General features: G+C 67.7%; 14 protein-coding genes. 5 read left to right on the top strand and 9 right to left on the bottom strand.

Annotated elements, in window-relative coordinates; genetic code table 11:
- Nucleotides 1-47: 47 nt before the first annotated feature.
- Nucleotides 48-671 carry a GH25 family lysozyme gene (locus KO481_RS23995; RefSeq protein WP_215919888.1) on the top strand — a complete coding sequence of 208 codons (624 nt, stop codon included), beginning with the start codon at nt 48-50 and terminating at the stop codon, nt 669-671.
- A gap of 37 nt (nt 672-708) precedes the next feature.
- Complete coding sequence (locus KO481_RS23990) at nt 709-1,587, top strand: GH25 family lysozyme (RefSeq protein ID WP_215919887.1); 879 nt, start codon at nt 709-711, stop codon at nt 1,585-1,587.
- Nucleotides 1,588-1,802: 215 nt separating this feature from the next.
- Here the strand turns inward: KO481_RS23990 and KO481_RS23985 are convergent, their stop codons facing one another.
- Nucleotides 1,803-3,461, bottom strand: coding sequence for an FAD-dependent monooxygenase (locus KO481_RS23985; RefSeq protein WP_215919886.1), 1,659 nt, complete (start codon nt 3,459-3,461; stop codon nt 1,803-1,805).
- A 91-nt stretch (nt 3,462-3,552) separates the two neighbouring features.
- Here KO481_RS23985 and KO481_RS23980 point away from each other — a divergent pair, with 91 nt between their 5' ends.
- On the top strand, nt 3,553-4,272 hold the full coding sequence (locus tag KO481_RS23980) for a TetR/AcrR family transcriptional regulator C-terminal domain-containing protein (protein WP_215919885.1): 720 nt from the start codon (nt 3,553-3,555) through the stop codon (nt 4,270-4,272).
- A 92-nt stretch (nt 4,273-4,364) separates the two neighbouring features.
- Here KO481_RS23980 and KO481_RS23975 read toward each other — a convergent pair whose 3' ends face one another.
- Together KO481_RS23975 and KO481_RS23970 are read right to left on the bottom strand one after the other, a co-directional pair.
- Nucleotides 4,365-6,008: a hypothetical protein gene (locus KO481_RS23975; RefSeq protein ID WP_215919883.1), complete on the bottom strand. Its 1,644-nt coding sequence runs from the start codon at nt 6,006-6,008 to the stop codon at nt 4,365-4,367.
- Nucleotides 6,009-6,080: 72 nt separating this feature from the next.
- The gene (locus KO481_RS23970; RefSeq protein WP_215919881.1) at nt 6,081-6,221 is read right to left on the bottom strand and encodes a hypothetical protein; all 141 of its coding nucleotides are present in this window, start codon (nt 6,219-6,221) and stop codon (nt 6,081-6,083) included.
- Between the two features lie 83 nt (nt 6,222-6,304).
- On the opposite strand from KO481_RS23970, the gene KO481_RS23965 reads away from it, so the two are divergent.
- Entirely contained in the window at nt 6,305-7,315 is a 1,011-nt protein-coding gene (locus KO481_RS23965; RefSeq protein ID WP_215919879.1) for an SMI1/KNR4 family protein, read from the top strand.
- Nucleotides 7,316-7,717: 402 nt separating this feature from the next.
- On the opposite strand, the gene KO481_RS23960 is transcribed toward KO481_RS23965, so the two are convergent.
- From KO481_RS23960 to KO481_RS23950, 3 genes are read right to left on the bottom strand one after another with little or no spacing between them, the layout of a single operon-like run.
- On the bottom strand, nt 7,718-8,320 hold the full coding sequence (locus KO481_RS23960) for a DUF4232 domain-containing protein (RefSeq protein ID WP_245401416.1): 603 nt from the start codon (nt 8,318-8,320) through the stop codon (nt 7,718-7,720).
- A gap of 3 nt (nt 8,321-8,323) precedes the next feature.
- Entirely contained in the window at nt 8,324-8,902 is a 579-nt protein-coding gene (locus KO481_RS23955; protein WP_215919877.1) for a maltokinase N-terminal cap-like domain-containing protein, read from the bottom strand.
- Between the two features lie 22 nt (nt 8,903-8,924).
- Nucleotides 8,925-9,527, bottom strand: a complete 603-nt coding sequence (locus KO481_RS23950) for an HdeD family acid-resistance protein (RefSeq protein ID WP_215919875.1) — start codon at nt 9,525-9,527, stop codon at nt 8,925-8,927.
- Nucleotides 9,528-9,746: 219 nt separating this feature from the next.
- Between KO481_RS23950 and KO481_RS23945 the strand changes: the two genes are divergently transcribed.
- The gene (locus KO481_RS23945) at nt 9,747-11,120 is read left to right on the top strand and encodes a cytochrome P450 (protein ID WP_215919874.1); all 1,374 of its coding nucleotides are present in this window, start codon (nt 9,747-9,749) and stop codon (nt 11,118-11,120) included.
- A gap of 88 nt (nt 11,121-11,208) precedes the next feature.
- Here KO481_RS23945 and KO481_RS23940 read toward each other — a convergent pair whose 3' ends face one another.
- From KO481_RS23940 to KO481_RS23930, 3 genes are read right to left on the bottom strand one after another with little or no spacing between them, the layout of a single operon-like run.
- Entirely contained in the window at nt 11,209-11,970 is a 762-nt protein-coding gene (locus KO481_RS23940) for an ABC transporter permease (RefSeq protein ID WP_215919873.1), read from the bottom strand.
- Nucleotides 11,967-12,785, bottom strand: a complete 819-nt coding sequence (locus tag KO481_RS23935; protein WP_215919871.1) for an ABC transporter ATP-binding protein — start codon at nt 12,783-12,785, stop codon at nt 11,967-11,969. The genes KO481_RS23940 and KO481_RS23935 overlap by 4 nt, the downstream gene beginning before the upstream one ends.
- A complete protein-coding gene (locus KO481_RS23930; RefSeq protein ID WP_215919869.1) occupies nt 12,786-13,115 on the bottom strand; it encodes a PadR family transcriptional regulator in 330 nt (109 codons plus the stop codon).
- Nucleotides 13,116-13,211 lie beyond the last annotated feature (96 nt).

Here is a 13,211-nt window from a genome sequence, read left to right as displayed (position 1 = left end):
CCGGTGCATGCAACGCTGCGACACCAGACTGACACGGAGATCGACGAATGACCTTGTACGGCATAGACATTTCGAACTATCAGGCCAACATCAGCCTGGATCAGGTTGCCAAGGAGGGGTTCTCCTGGGTGGAGGCTAAGGTCTCCGAGGGCAACTACTACAAGGACCCGACCTGGGCCGCCAATCAGGCCGCGGCAGGGAAGGCGAATCTGCCGATCATCGGCTATCACTATGCCATCGCCGCCGACGATCCGGCCTCGCAGGTCCAGACGTGGCAGGCCAACGGCGGCCCGAACGTCTGCATGATCGACTTCGAGGACAACTCGGGCAATATCGACAACTATTGGGCACTGGTCAACGCGTTCAACGCAGCGGGCATCAAGGTGGCGCTGTCCTATATCCCGCAGTGGTACTGGAACAAGATCGGCTCCCCGGACCTGTCGAAGGTGCCCGGCCTGGTCTCCTCGGCGTACCCCGGCGGTAGCGGTTACGCCTCCACGCTCTACGAGAACGGCGGCGGCGATTCCGGTGAGGGCTGGGCGTCCTACGGCGGCGGCAATCCGGTGATCTGGCAGTTCACCAACCAGGCCGCGGTCGCCGGCATGACCGTCGACGCCGACGCATTCCGCGGCAGCGCCGCGGATCTCACCTCGCTGCTCAGCGGGTCATGACCGCGCCCGGGCACCTGATCGACGCGGAGGTCGTCCGATGACGCTGTTCGGCATAGACATTTCAAACTATCAGGCCAACATCAACCTGGGTGAGGTTGCCAAGGAGGGCTTCTCCTGGGTGGAGGCCAAGGTCTCCGAGGGCAACTACTACAAGGATCCCACCTGGGCGGCCAACCAGTCCGCGGCCGCGCAGGCCGGTATCGCGATCATCGGATACCACTACGCGATTGCCTCCGACTCCCCCGCCTCGCAGGTGCAGAACTGGCAGGCCAACGGTGGCCCGAACGTCTGCATGATCGACTTCGAGAACAATTCGGGCAACATCAACGACTACTGGGCACTGGTCAACGCCTTCAACGCGGCGGGTGTGACGGTCGCGCTGTCCTATATCCCGCAGTGGTATTGGAGCCAGATCGGCTCCCCGGACCTGTCCAAGGTGCCGGGGCTGGTGTCCTCGGCGTATCCGGGTGGCACCGGCTACGCGTCCCAGATCTACGCGAACGCCGGCGGCGATTCGGGGGAGGGCTGGGCCTCTTACGGCGGCGGCAATCCGGTGATCTGGCAATTCACCGACCAGGCCTCGGTCGCCGGCATGACCGTCGACGCCGACGCATTCCGGGGCAGTGCCTCGGATCTGGCCACATTACTCGGAGGACAAGGAACAGGAGGAGGGTGGCTGATGGCACTCACCGACGCCCAGCAGGCCGATCTCTATCAGAAGGTATGCGACATCTGGGATCAGCTGCGCGGTCCCAACGGCGCGGGCTGGCCGCAATTGGGCCAGAACGCATCCGGCGCGAACCTCACCCTGGTCGACGCGATCGCGTGGATCAAGACGGACCTGGAGACCAACCAGCCCTCCGGCTCCGGATCGGGATCGGGATCCGGCGCGACCTCAGCTTCGCCGACAACATAGTGGAATAACCACTGGCGCAGTACTATTCGCGCACGCACGTGCCGCCGGGAGTCTGCACTCCCGGCGGCACGTCGCGTTCGTCGGCCCGGTCGCGGGCATCGCCGACCGAGACCCGACCAGGAGGGCCCGGCGCGGCGCGACAATATCGCCGAGCGAAACGGGTCCGCGGCGGCCGTCCGGGCGGAGACGATGACCCACTCGAAATATCCGACCGATTACCTGGCGAGAGCCCGGGTCAGCAACTGCCGGAGGAGTCTGGCCGGGGCGGGCGGCGCGGACGGGATGCGCGCCGCAATGATCTGGTCGGGACGAACCAGCAGCGCACCATCCGGGCCGATGCCGACGGTATCGAACCACTCGCGAACGGCGTTGTCCGCCAAGGCAAGCGCGTGCGAGTCGACCCGGATCCCCAACTCCGCGGCCGCATCGGAAGCCGCGGCGATCCAGCGATGGTTCCCGCCGATCACCGTGCAGTGCGACCGGATCAGGTCCAGCGTGGAGGTCCCGCCCGCAAGCCACCGATGCGGCAGGCGCGAGCCGGGCGTGCCGTCCAGGTCCGCGATCACGTCCTCGGTCGAGGGTAGGGCCGGGCTCGACTCGATCACCGCGGCCGAGTCGTAGCGGTAGCCCAGGTGCACCACGAGGGCGTGCAGGGCGCCCGCGGCCGCGCGGCGGTCCACGGCGTGTGCGTCCCAGTGCAGCGTGGGGTCGGTGAGGCGAATCATGGCCTGTTCCAGCGTCATTGCCGCGACCGGTCGACGCTCGGCGGTGTAGGTGTCCAGTAGCGCGGGTCCGGCGTCGCCGCGCAGCACCGCGGCCAGTTTCCACGCGAGGTTGTGCGCGTCGGCCATGCCGGTGTTGAGTCCGAACGCCCCCAGCGGCGGGACCGCGTGTGCGGCGTCGCCGGCCAGGAATACCCGGCCGTGCTCAGCCGCCTCACCGACCGAGCGTCCCGCGTCGTGCTCAGCGGCCGTGTCGACCGAGCGTCCCGCCTGGAATCGGTCCGCAAGCTGTCCGCGAGGGCGCCACGGCAGCACGCTGCGCACCTCCACCGGCAGCGCGGGATCCCCTACCGCCGTGCGGATCACCTCCTGCCACTGTTCGACCGCGACTTCGGCGGCGCCGCCGGTCGACTCGGAGTCGGTGCCGGCGTGGAAGATCCACTCCTTCTCCCCGTCCACGGTCACCAGCAGGCCGGGGGCGTCCGGGTGGGTGATGGTGCAGTTCACGAATGTCCGCCCCTGCGTGTACGGGGTCAGGTCCGCACGGAACAGGATGCTGGTGGCGGGCTCCCCCAGCGGGCCGGGGCCGCCGACGCCGATGCCGAGCCGCTCGCGCACGGTGCTGCGCACACCGTCGGCGGCGATCAGATAGTCCGCGGCGATCACCTCACCGGTATCGAGTGTGACTGTGACGCCCTCGGATTCGATCGCGCAGTCCACCATCCGGGCCGAGAACCGCACGCGCGCACCCTTACTCCGCGCGGCGGGCAGCAGTACCGCGTCGAGCCGGTGCTGCGGGCACACCCCGCGTATCCGCGCCGGGCTCGGATCCGCACTGCCCCAGTCATTTTCGGTCACCGACAGCACGGGGGCGGTCGCCAGATCGACCTCCGCGAGGCTGCGCGCGGAGACCTTCACTCGCCCTCCGGCGGACATGTCCACGGCCACGTCGTTCACCGCCCGCTCGAGACCGGCCTGCCGCAGGAACTCCATGGTGCGCGGGCCGATTCCGGTGGCCCGCGGATGTATCGAGACGCCGGGCTGCCGCTCGAGCACCAGTGGCGTGACGCCGTGCGTGGTCAGGAAAAGCGCCGCGGCCAGACCGACGGTGCCGCCGCCGACGATGAGGACCGGCACTCGCTCTTCCGACATGACAACCCCTTATGGATACAGTGTTCGCTATCGGATACACTGTATCCATAAGAGCGGGCTTCCCGCCAGTGTCATCAGATGAGGAGTCGATGTGCCCGAGCAGGAGCCTCCCCTGGTGTGGGCCCGCGAACCGCGCGTCCCGCGTCGCCGGGGTCCGAGCATCGAACACATCGTCGCGGCGGCTGTCGCCATCGCCGATTCCGAAGAACTGCAGGCGGTTTCGATGCGCCGCGTGGCCGCGGACCTGAGCTCGGGCACCGCCTCGCTGTACCGGTACGTGACCAGCCGCGACGATCTGATCGATCTGATGATCGACAGCGTGCGCGGCGAGGTCGCACCGCCCTCGGCGACCGGCGACTGGCGGGCGGATCTCGCCGCCCACGCCTGGCACCTACGCGCTACGCTGCTGCGCCACCCCTGGCTGGGCCCCGAGATCGCGGGCCGCCCGGCGCTGGGCCCCAACTCCCTCCGCGAGCAGGAGGGTGTGCTCGCCGCGGCCGCCGAGTTCACCTCCGATATCGCTCTGGCCACGCATATCGTCGACGCGGTGGGCGCCTACGTCTTCGGCGCCACCACCCGCCAACTCGCCGAGCAACGCGCCCACCGCCGTTCGGGCCTGAGCGAGGGCCGCTGGCGCGAGACCGTTGCCCCCTACCTCCTCCGCGTCCTGTCCGCGGGCGAGCACCCCCACCTGTCCCGTCGCATCGCCGCGGCTCCCGACCGGTCCCCCGACGACCACTTCACCTTCGGCCTCACGGCCCTGCTGAATGGAATAGCCGGCGGCGCTGCGGAATCCGGCGAGTCGCGCTAGCGGCGCAGCTTCGCCAACCGCAGCACAGATCGAGGTTCCGGTAGTTATCGCCGAAAAACAACGAGTGTTCTCGGCCCGCGCAGGGTCTCGCGTCACATGGCCACAAACCAGGGCAGTGCGCCGTAGCGCTTGGACGGGTGCGGGGCGGCGGGCACGGCGAGCACGCCCGTGCCCTCGACCCTTGTCCCTGGGCCGAGGGTTTCCGGGCCGACGGACAATCGGCGCGCGATATCCGCAATGTTGAGTCCGATGTGTCGGCGCGGGATCCCGTCGCGAGCGACAGCCTCCGCGGCCGCAACGTCCGCCGGAATTTGCTCGCCTGGATCGATGCCGGACCTCTGAATCTGGCTCAGGCGGTATTGCAGTCCGTCCGGTATTCGAGGGGTGTGCGCGGGTGGCGGCTCGCGCCGGCCCTGGTCGCGGTCGGTCAGCCAGGCGTGCAACTCGTCCGTGTCGCATGCACCGGGCCCGATCTCCATGCCATCGGGCTCATCGTCAGAGTGGACGTACCGCACGATGACGCCGTCTTCAGCGACACACCAGCCGGAGGTCTCAAAGTCCGAGGGCGCGTTGTACCAGTGAGCGGCCCCGAACCGGCGGCTCAGTTCGACGCAGCGGCGGTGGGCGTCCTCGTGCGATTCGTCGAGCATCTCCTCAGCGGTCATCACCAAGATCCAGCCGTCCAGCGCGGGCGTGACGAACACTTCCCGATAGCTCAGTTCCCGATTCTCGCTGCCGTTCCACATAGCGAACCCCACGCGCATCGATACCTCGACCGGATCGCACAGGTCGAACGCGGCCAAGACAGCCGCGCGATCGGTGGTGCGCACGGCGTACCAGGTTCCGTGCGGTTCGGGCACGGGTTCGGGAATCTCGCCGAGCTGCTGGACCCGGATCGCGCGCTGGACCACGGCTCGATCCGATGGATCGACCTCGTCCCAACCGATCTCGGCCAGTGCATACAGCGCCGCCCGCCTGCCTGGGACCCGAGTGCGCCGGACCTGTCGCAGCACCCCGGCGACACCCGGCCCCAGCCTGACCAACTTCTTCGCTGCCAATCGACGCAGCGCTTCCACCGGGCTGGACAACACTGTCACCAGAGTGGCCACCTGTCGGCATCGTGCCGCCGATATCTCGCGCTGTTCCTGCCCCGACATGCAGAGCCCGCAACACACCGAGCCCGACTCGGGCACCGGTTCGGGCAACCGCGGCGGATACATCTCGTTCGGCAGGCCGATGGCACTCGCCAACCGTGCTCCGAGACCGTTGGCCGAGTCAGCGAGCAATACCCTCACAATCAGCTGGAATACGAGTACCGAATGCCAGTCCTTGAACCCGCGTAACACCGCGATACAGTCCGGCCACGCGTAGGCATAGGCCTCATCAGCCAAAACCTCCAGGGCGACCTGGAAATAGTCGCTCGACCGGTGAAGCATATACATGCGGTCGCAGAGTGTGAGCCAGACACCGCGCCGGACTCCGGCGTCGGTATCGGTCAGCCGAGTCCGGAGCTCGCTGGTCCGCAACAATCCCGGATCCAGCATGTGTTGCACCAGTGCACAATCCGGCCACGCGTAGAACAGACTCTCATCCGCCAACACCTCCTGCGCCGCCCGCAACATTCCGCGCAGCGTATCAGCGTCGTACTCCGCGATCGGCGCCTCCAGCAGCGACCTGCGAACCTCCGGGTCATGGTCGGTCAGCACGGCTTTGAACACCGTCACACTCGTCCCCATGCGCGACAACCTACCGGCCGCGACGCCTGTCGCGCACGACAGGAACCGACACGGTCCCGGTGGACTCCCGATCTACTTTGCGGCTCGTGACAGCTCCAGGATTTCTGCCGTCTTGATGAACTCATTTACGGCAGCGGTGAGGAGACCAGTGCGATGCGAGCGGGCCGCGGACAGAATCGCCGCCATCACCGGCTTCTTCGACACCACCGTCATGACGCGCTTCGGACCTACCCCGAAGCCTCCCCGAAGCAGTTGGCAGACTGTGTGGCGAAAGGGATTTCGGAAGGAGTTCGGGAATGCGCGAGTCGGTTGCCCGGCTGAGGGGAATCATGGCGCCGTCACCGCTGCCCGCAGCGGTGCCGCCGCCGTGGGACGACATCGAATCGGCCTGTGGAGTCCGGCTGCCGTCGGACTATCGGGATTTCATCGACAACTACGGCAACGGCAGGATCGGCGATCTGTATGTGCTGTATCCGGCGTCGCGGCGGACCAATGGTCAGGTTCGGCTCATGTCGCTGATCGACAACGCGCAGGACCTGATCGCCAACGGCGTGTTCCACGAGGACGACGAGGACGGCAATCCGCTGTTCGGCTATCCGGAGCCGGGAGGTCTGCTCCAGTGGGGCGGTAGTACCAACGGCGACATGTTCTTCTGGGTCACCGAGGGTGCGGATCCCGACGGTTGGACGGTGCTCGCGCATCTGCACGGCCCCGCGATCTGGACCAGGTACGACGGCACCATGGCCGACTTCCTGACCGGACTCGTGACTGGTGAATACCGTTATGCCCGTTCGGTACTGAACCCACTCGGCGTGCGGTGGACGATGATCGGTGATTGGACGCATCGCTACGGCGGGCCGCCGTCCGCGTCCCTCCATGGTGGCCACGATCGGGCCGGTGTGCAGCTGAGCGCAGGTTCACCACTGCCGTGGGACCGTGTCAGCATCTCGGGTGGTGACCAGGACGTCTTCGGGCGGACCGGCGACGTTGTTCCGCTGATCGCCGCCGACGGTGTGACGGTCCGGCTCGGCGGCGGCGGTCTCGCGCCCGGCATCGCCTATCGACTGTTCGCGTGGGCACGGACGGACGAGGACGCCGAGGCCGATCTGCTCGAAATAGAGTGCGACGGAGCGGTTGTCGCACGTGGAGAACTGTCGGACTCACCACGGTCGCGCATGGTGGAGACCCAGATTCTCGTCGCCGCGAATGCGCCGGATGCGGTGGTTCGGATCCGGGTCCGCAGCAGGAAGCCCGCGGTGACGTTACGTAGCTTCTACCTGAACATCAGTGGGACGCTGGGGGATTGACCGGCATCGGGCGTCCGACGCGCGGTCGAGTTTGCGCGGCTGATCTCCGGGAACTCCCGCAGACGCGCGAACTCCTCGTCCGCGAACACCCGCGTCGCCACGAACCCCGACCTGCACCACGCCGACCAGCCACATCAGCGCCAAGCCAAGCACTACCAGCCCGAACACGCATCCCGAGCACGAAACTAGCTCTCTACCAACAGATTACGCATATCCGTTGCTTTTTCGGCGATTACTACCGAAACCCCAGATCGCCGGCTGCGTCCGACCCGAGCGCACGACCGGACGTCGAGATCGTCGGTGTGCCACCGCGCAGCGCGCGACGGCCGGGCGCGCCTGCCGCACCCGCGACAGTTATCCGGCGAAGGTGTCCGTCGGTGCGCGTGCCGGCCAAGTACTGACCTACGGGGTGACCGGATGCACCTGCAGTTCGCAGCCGGGCAGGGTGAAGGTCACGGTCTGCGACTGGGTGACGTTGGGCGGGGTGACCAGCAGGGTGGAGTAGTTCGTGCATTCGGTGCCGTTGGGGCCCATGGCGCTGGCCTCGACCACGGCGCGGGCGGGGTGGCCGGACTGCACGACGACCACCTGGGACACGCTGGCCCCGAGATTCCCGATGGTGCGCTGGGCATGCACGACCGGTCCACCCGCGCCGGTATCGACGCCGGGGTAGCCACTGAGTGTGCAGGCCGCCGCGCCGGGGGCGAGGGTGAAGCTGAGCTGCAGGCCGCGGTGCATCATCGCCGCACCCATGCTCTGGGCGCTGACCACGAGTTGCCCGTCGGCGCACGGGGACATCTCCGTCGCGGCCGAGCCCTGCGAGGGTGCGCTCTGCTCGGTGCTCTGCGATGCGGAGGATGCGGGCGGAGCCGTGGTGGTGCCCGGGCCCGCCGACGTGCTCGGCGACACTGTCGCCGGGCCGCTCGCGGTGGTCGACGAGCATCCGGCCAGCGCGGCCGTCGCGGCGACCGCCATGAATGTGAACAGTGTTGCCCTGCTTGCCATTTCCTATGTCCTTCCGGGCACGGCGACCGCCTCCAGCAGGATACCCCGCCGCACGCCGCCCTCGGGAGTTCGCCACGAACACCCGACCAGGCCGCGCCGGCCGTCCGGCTCCCCGTCCTCCACGGGAATCCTGTTGATGCGCAGGCTGATCGGCGTACCGACCTCGGCGGGGACGAGATAGACCGGCGCTGCCGGTGCGCTACTGACGTCCTGGTCCTGGGCCTGGGCCCGCCCGGCCAGCAGCTCGAGCGCCTGCTCGGCCAGCACCGGATCGCGGGCGCCGTCGTACACCCAGCGCCGCCCGAGCACGCCGTGCTCGGTGGTGCCGATCAGCGCGTCGTCCGCACCGTCGAGCGGCGCGCCGCGGTAGGCCATCGGCACGTGATAGGTGGTGCCCGTGCCGGTATCGGTGACGAGGTAGAACTCCATGCCCACCTCCCCTGCCGGATCGTCGAGCCGGAATCCCCCGGCCCGCACCAGATCCAGGATATCGCCGCCGCGGAACCACGCCCGGCCCGGCAGCCAGGCGTGCAGCAGCTCGACCTTGGACGGACTCAGCGTGGTGTGGTGTATGACTGCCATGCCTCGACGGTACGGGCCGCGGTCAGGAGTGGGACCGCAGGAGCCCGTGCACGGTCACGGGGCCGGCGGCCGGCGCGGGCCGGTCGATTCGCGAGGCGATGCGGATCTCGCTGGCGCCCAACAGGATCAGAATCACACCGGCCACCACCGCCAGCGCGTCGAGGGTGTCGATCGGCCAGACGATGACCGCGAGCCCGCCGATCATGGTCAGCACGCCGACCACCTCCTGGCCGTAGGTGCGTACCGGGGCGTCGGACCACACCGCGACGGTGGCCTGCACGATGCCGCGGATCACCCAGGCCAGGCCGACCCACAGCGCGACCAGCGACACCCAGTCACCGCTCTGCACGCACCACACCGCCAGCAGGACCGCCAGCAGCGCGGTGAAGAATTCCAGCACCTTCAGTCCCGGGCGAATACGGCCCCGGAACGTCACCACCAGCTGCCAGGCGGTGGTCAGCAGTACCGCCGCGCCGAAGAGTAGCTCCGCCAGCGGCACCGACTTGCCGGGCCACACCATCATCACCACCCCGAGGGCCACCGATGCACAGCCGATCGCGAATGCGGCTTGCCAGGCGTCTCCGACGAAATTGTCGGCGCGGCCGGTCACTCGGAAGGTGGGCATAGCAGCATGATATGAGCAACACAGGCTAGTTGCTTAGTATTTGCGCTTTATGCGCCACACTTTCGCTGAGATCGCGAAAAACAGGACATTCGCGATAGCGGTTACTTCGCCACGAAATTGCCCGAATATCCTTCCGAGGCACGTCGCGGATCGTGGGCGGCCCGTGATAGACAGGGTTCCGGTCGTCACGCCGCCGTGGCGTCCGGTCAGGAGGCAGCTGTGAACACCGCGTATCCCCCCGGCCCGCGGTTGCCGCGGCTGCTGCAGACGCTGGTGTACGCCAAGTGGCGGGCGCGGTTCCTGGCCACACAGGCCGAGCGTTTCGGTGATGTGTTCACCCTCCGGCTCACCCCGCCCTATGCCGAGCACCTGGTGGTGTTCTCCCGGCCCGATCACATCCGGGAGATCTTCGCCGGGGATCCGGCGGATCTGCATGCCGGGGAGGGCAATCGGGTGCTCGGGCAGGTCATGGGCGAGCATTCGCTGCTGTTGACCGACGAGGCCGAGCACGCCCGCGCGCGACGGCTGCTGATGCCCGCGTTCGGGGCCTCGGCGCTACGCGGCTACCGGGCCCTGGTCGAGGAGATCGCGGCGGCGCGGGTGAGTCGCTGGCAGCCGGGGCAGACCCTGCCGACCTTGGATGCGATGAACGAGCTCACCCTCGAGGTCATCATGCGCGTGGTGTTCGGCGTCAGCGACCGGCAGCGCCGCGATCAGCTCACCCCGCGGTTGCGCCGGCTGGTCGACATCAATCCGCTGATGCTGTTCGGCGGCATCTGGCCGCGGTTGCAGACCGTGGGTCCGTGGCGGCGGATGCGGGAGAACCAGGACGGGATCAACGAGCTGCTCTACGCCGAGATCCACCGCCGCCGTGCCGATTCCGAGTCCGCTCCCGGCGCCGATGTGCTCTCGAGGCTGTTGGCGGCCGGAGCCGGGGACGATTCGGCGGACACTCCGCTGAGCGATGCGGAGCTGCGCGATCAGCTGGTCACCCTGCTGCTCGCGGGCCACGAGACGACCGCCTCGGCGCTGGCGTGGGCCATGCACGAATTGGCCGCCGCGCCCGATATTCAGGATCGGGCGCGCCGGGCCGCCCGGGAGGGTGACGAGAAATATCTCGAGGCCGTGCTCAAGGAGGCGATGCGCCGGCGCACCGTCATCGGCGGCGTGGCCCGCAAACTGACCCGAGACATGACGATCGGCGGCTGGGACCTGCCTCGCGGCACGGTCGTGGCGACCTCGATCCTGCTCGCGCACAGCAATCCGCAGCGTCATCCCGAACCGGATCGATTCCGCCCGGACCGGTTCCTGGACGGGAGCGTCGCAGTGAACACCTGGCTGCCCTTCGGCGGTGGGGTGCGCCGCTGCATCGGCGCGGGCTTCTCGCTGATGGAGGGCACCGTCGTCCTGCGCGAGGTGCTGTCGCGCTACACCCTGTCGCTGCCGCCGGGCGCGCACTCCGAGCGCGGCCGCATCCGCAACATCACCCACATTCCCGCCGATGGCGCCCGGGTGGTACTTACCGCGAATCCGCCACCCGGAACACCGACGGTCCCCGAGCCCGTCTCCGGCGTCGCGACCCCTGGATCGTAGCGCGCCACCCCGCCGAAATCGATTGTCCCGCAACGGCATCGAACCGAAATGGCCCCGCCCTGGACTACCGGGGCGGGGCCATTTCGGTTCAGGAGATCTGGCGGCGGTAGATGGCGTTCGCGCCGAGGTAGGCAACGACCAGGATGCCGATGCACCAGGCCAGCGCGGTCCAGATGCCGGTCCCGACGGGCTGCTGGGTGAACAGCGCGCGGATGGTGTTGACGATCGAGGTCACCGGCTGGTGTTCGGCGAAGGCGCGGACCGGGCCGGGCATCGTGTGGGTGGGCACGAATGCGGAGCTGATGAACGGCAGGAAGATCAGCGGGTAGGAGAACGCGCTGGCGCCGTCCGGGGTGCTGGCGGTGAGGCCGGGGATGATCGCGACCCAGGTCAGCGCGAGGGTGAACAGGACCATGATGCCCGCGACCCCGAGCCAGGCCAGCACTCCCGCGCCGGAGCGGAAGCCCATGAGCACCGCGACCAGCACCACGACGATGAGCGAAATGATGTTGGCGACAAGCGAAGTCAGCACGTGCGCCCACAGCACCGACGATCGTGCGATCGGCATGGACTGGAAGCGCTCGAAGATGCCGACGCTCTTGTCCTGATACAGCCGGTATGTGGTGTAGGCGATGCCCGAGGCGACCGTGATGAGCAGAATGCCCGGCAGCATGTACTTCACATACGAATGCATTCCGGTGTTGATCGCGCCGCCGAGCACGTACACGAACAGCAGCAGCATGGCGATCGGCGTGATGACGGTCGTGATGATGGTGTCCGGGCTGCGGGTGACGTGACGCAGGGTGCGCCCGAGCAGGACGGCGGTGTCGCCGAAGAAGTGTCTGTTCATCGGTGTTCCTTGATGGTCTGTGCCGTGGATGTGACTGCCGGTGCCGCCGCTTTGCCGTCGGCGCCGACGAGGGTGAGGAAGACGTCCTCGAGGGTGGGCTGCTTCTCGACGTATTCGACCTGCGCCGGCGGCAGCAGCGCCTTGAGCTCGGTGAGGGTGCCGTTGACGAGGATCCGGCCCTCGTGCAGGATCGCGATCCGATCCGCGAGCTGTTCGGCCTCGTCCAGATATTGCGTCGTGAGCAGCACCGTCGTGCCCTTTCCGGCGAGGTCCCGCACGGCCTGCCACACTTCGAGACGCGCCTCGGGATCCAGGCCCGTGGTCGGCTCGTCGAGGAAGACGACCGGCGGGTCCCCGATGAGGCTCATCGCGATGTCGAGGCGGCGGCGCATGCCACCGGAGTAGGTCGACACCTTGCGCGCGCCCGCGTCGGTCAGCGAGAAGCGCCCGAGCAGCCCGTCGGCGATCGCGCCGGGGTTCTTCAGGTGCCGCAGCCGTGCGACCAGCACGAGATTCTCACGGCCGCTGAGGATTTCGTCGACAGCGGCAAACTGCCCGGTGAGACTGATGGATTCGCGCACCTCCTGCGGTTGCGCGGCGACGTCGAACCCGTTGACCCTGGCCGTTCCCGCGCCGGCCTTCAGCAGCGTCGACAGGATCTTCACGACCGTGGTCTTGCCCGCGCCGTTGGAGCCGAGCAGTGCGAAAATGCTCCCGGGTGCGACATCGAAGTCCACGCCGCGCAGCACTTTCAGGTCCTTGAACGATTTCTCCAGCCCCTGCACGTGGATCGCCGGAGTGTGTTGTGTCGACATCTATCTGCCTCCTTCGCGGAGCTGTTCGAGACGTTCCGAGAGGAAGCTCCAGGTCCCCCAGAATTCGTCGAGATATTCCTGTCCCCGCGCGTTGAGGGAATACACCTTGCGCGGCGGGCCCTTTTCCGACGGGACCTTCTCCACGTCGACCAGCCCCTTCTTCTCGACCCTGACCAGCAGGGCGTAGACGGTGCCCTCGGCGATGTCCGCGAAGCCCTGCTCGCGTAGCCAGGCGGTGATCTCGTACCCGTATGCGGCCCGCACGGCCAGGATCGCCAGGACGATGCCCTCGAGCGTGCCCTTGAGCATTTCGGTCATCTGTTTGCCCATGAACCACCTTCGCACTACTTAGTGTTGCTGATTACCAGTAAATAGTAACACTGAGTAGTGGTGGCGCAAGAGGGTCCGACGTGCGAGGTTGCGCGT

The organism is Nocardia albiluteola, assembly GCF_018860155.1.
GTDB lineage: Bacteria > Actinomycetota > Actinomycetes > Mycobacteriales > Mycobacteriaceae > Nocardia > Nocardia albiluteola.
Note: the sequence above shows the minus strand (reverse complement) of the source record. Positions and strands in the feature narration are given on the sequence as shown.

Excerpts from the sequence above, each read along its gene's own strand:
- KO481_RS23995 (WP_215919888.1), top strand. The coding sequence starts at position 48 with ATGACCTTGTACGGCATAGACATTTCGAACTATCAGGCCAACATCAGC.
- KO481_RS23990 (WP_215919887.1), top strand. The coding sequence starts at position 709 with ATGACGCTGTTCGGCATAGACATTTCAAACTATCAGGCCAACATCAAC.
- KO481_RS23985 (WP_215919886.1), bottom strand. The coding sequence starts at position 3,461 with ATGTCGGAAGAGCGAGTGCCGGTCCTCATCGTCGGCGGCGGCACCGTC.
- KO481_RS23975 (WP_215919883.1), bottom strand. The coding sequence starts at position 6,008 with ATGGGGACGAGTGTGACGGTGTTCAAAGCCGTGCTGACCGACCATGAC.
- KO481_RS23970 (WP_215919881.1), bottom strand. The coding sequence starts at position 6,221 with ATGACGGTGGTGTCGAAGAAGCCGGTGATGGCGGCGATTCTGTCCGCG.
- KO481_RS23965 (WP_215919879.1), top strand. The coding sequence starts at position 6,305 with ATGCGCGAGTCGGTTGCCCGGCTGAGGGGAATCATGGCGCCGTCACCG.
- KO481_RS23960 (WP_245401416.1), bottom strand. The coding sequence starts at position 8,320 with ATGGCAAGCAGGGCAACACTGTTCACATTCATGGCGGTCGCCGCGACG.
- KO481_RS23955 (WP_215919877.1), bottom strand. The coding sequence starts at position 8,902 with ATGGCAGTCATACACCACACCACGCTGAGTCCGTCCAAGGTCGAGCTG.
- KO481_RS23950 (WP_215919875.1), bottom strand. The coding sequence starts at position 9,527 with ATGCCCACCTTCCGAGTGACCGGCCGCGCCGACAATTTCGTCGGAGAC.
- KO481_RS23940 (WP_215919873.1), bottom strand. The coding sequence starts at position 11,970 with ATGAACAGACACTTCTTCGGCGACACCGCCGTCCTGCTCGGGCGCACC.
- KO481_RS23935 (WP_215919871.1), bottom strand. The coding sequence starts at position 12,785 with ATGTCGACACAACACACTCCGGCGATCCACGTGCAGGGGCTGGAGAAA.
- KO481_RS23930 (WP_215919869.1), bottom strand. The coding sequence starts at position 13,115 with ATGGGCAAACAGATGACCGAAATGCTCAAGGGCACGCTCGAGGGCATC.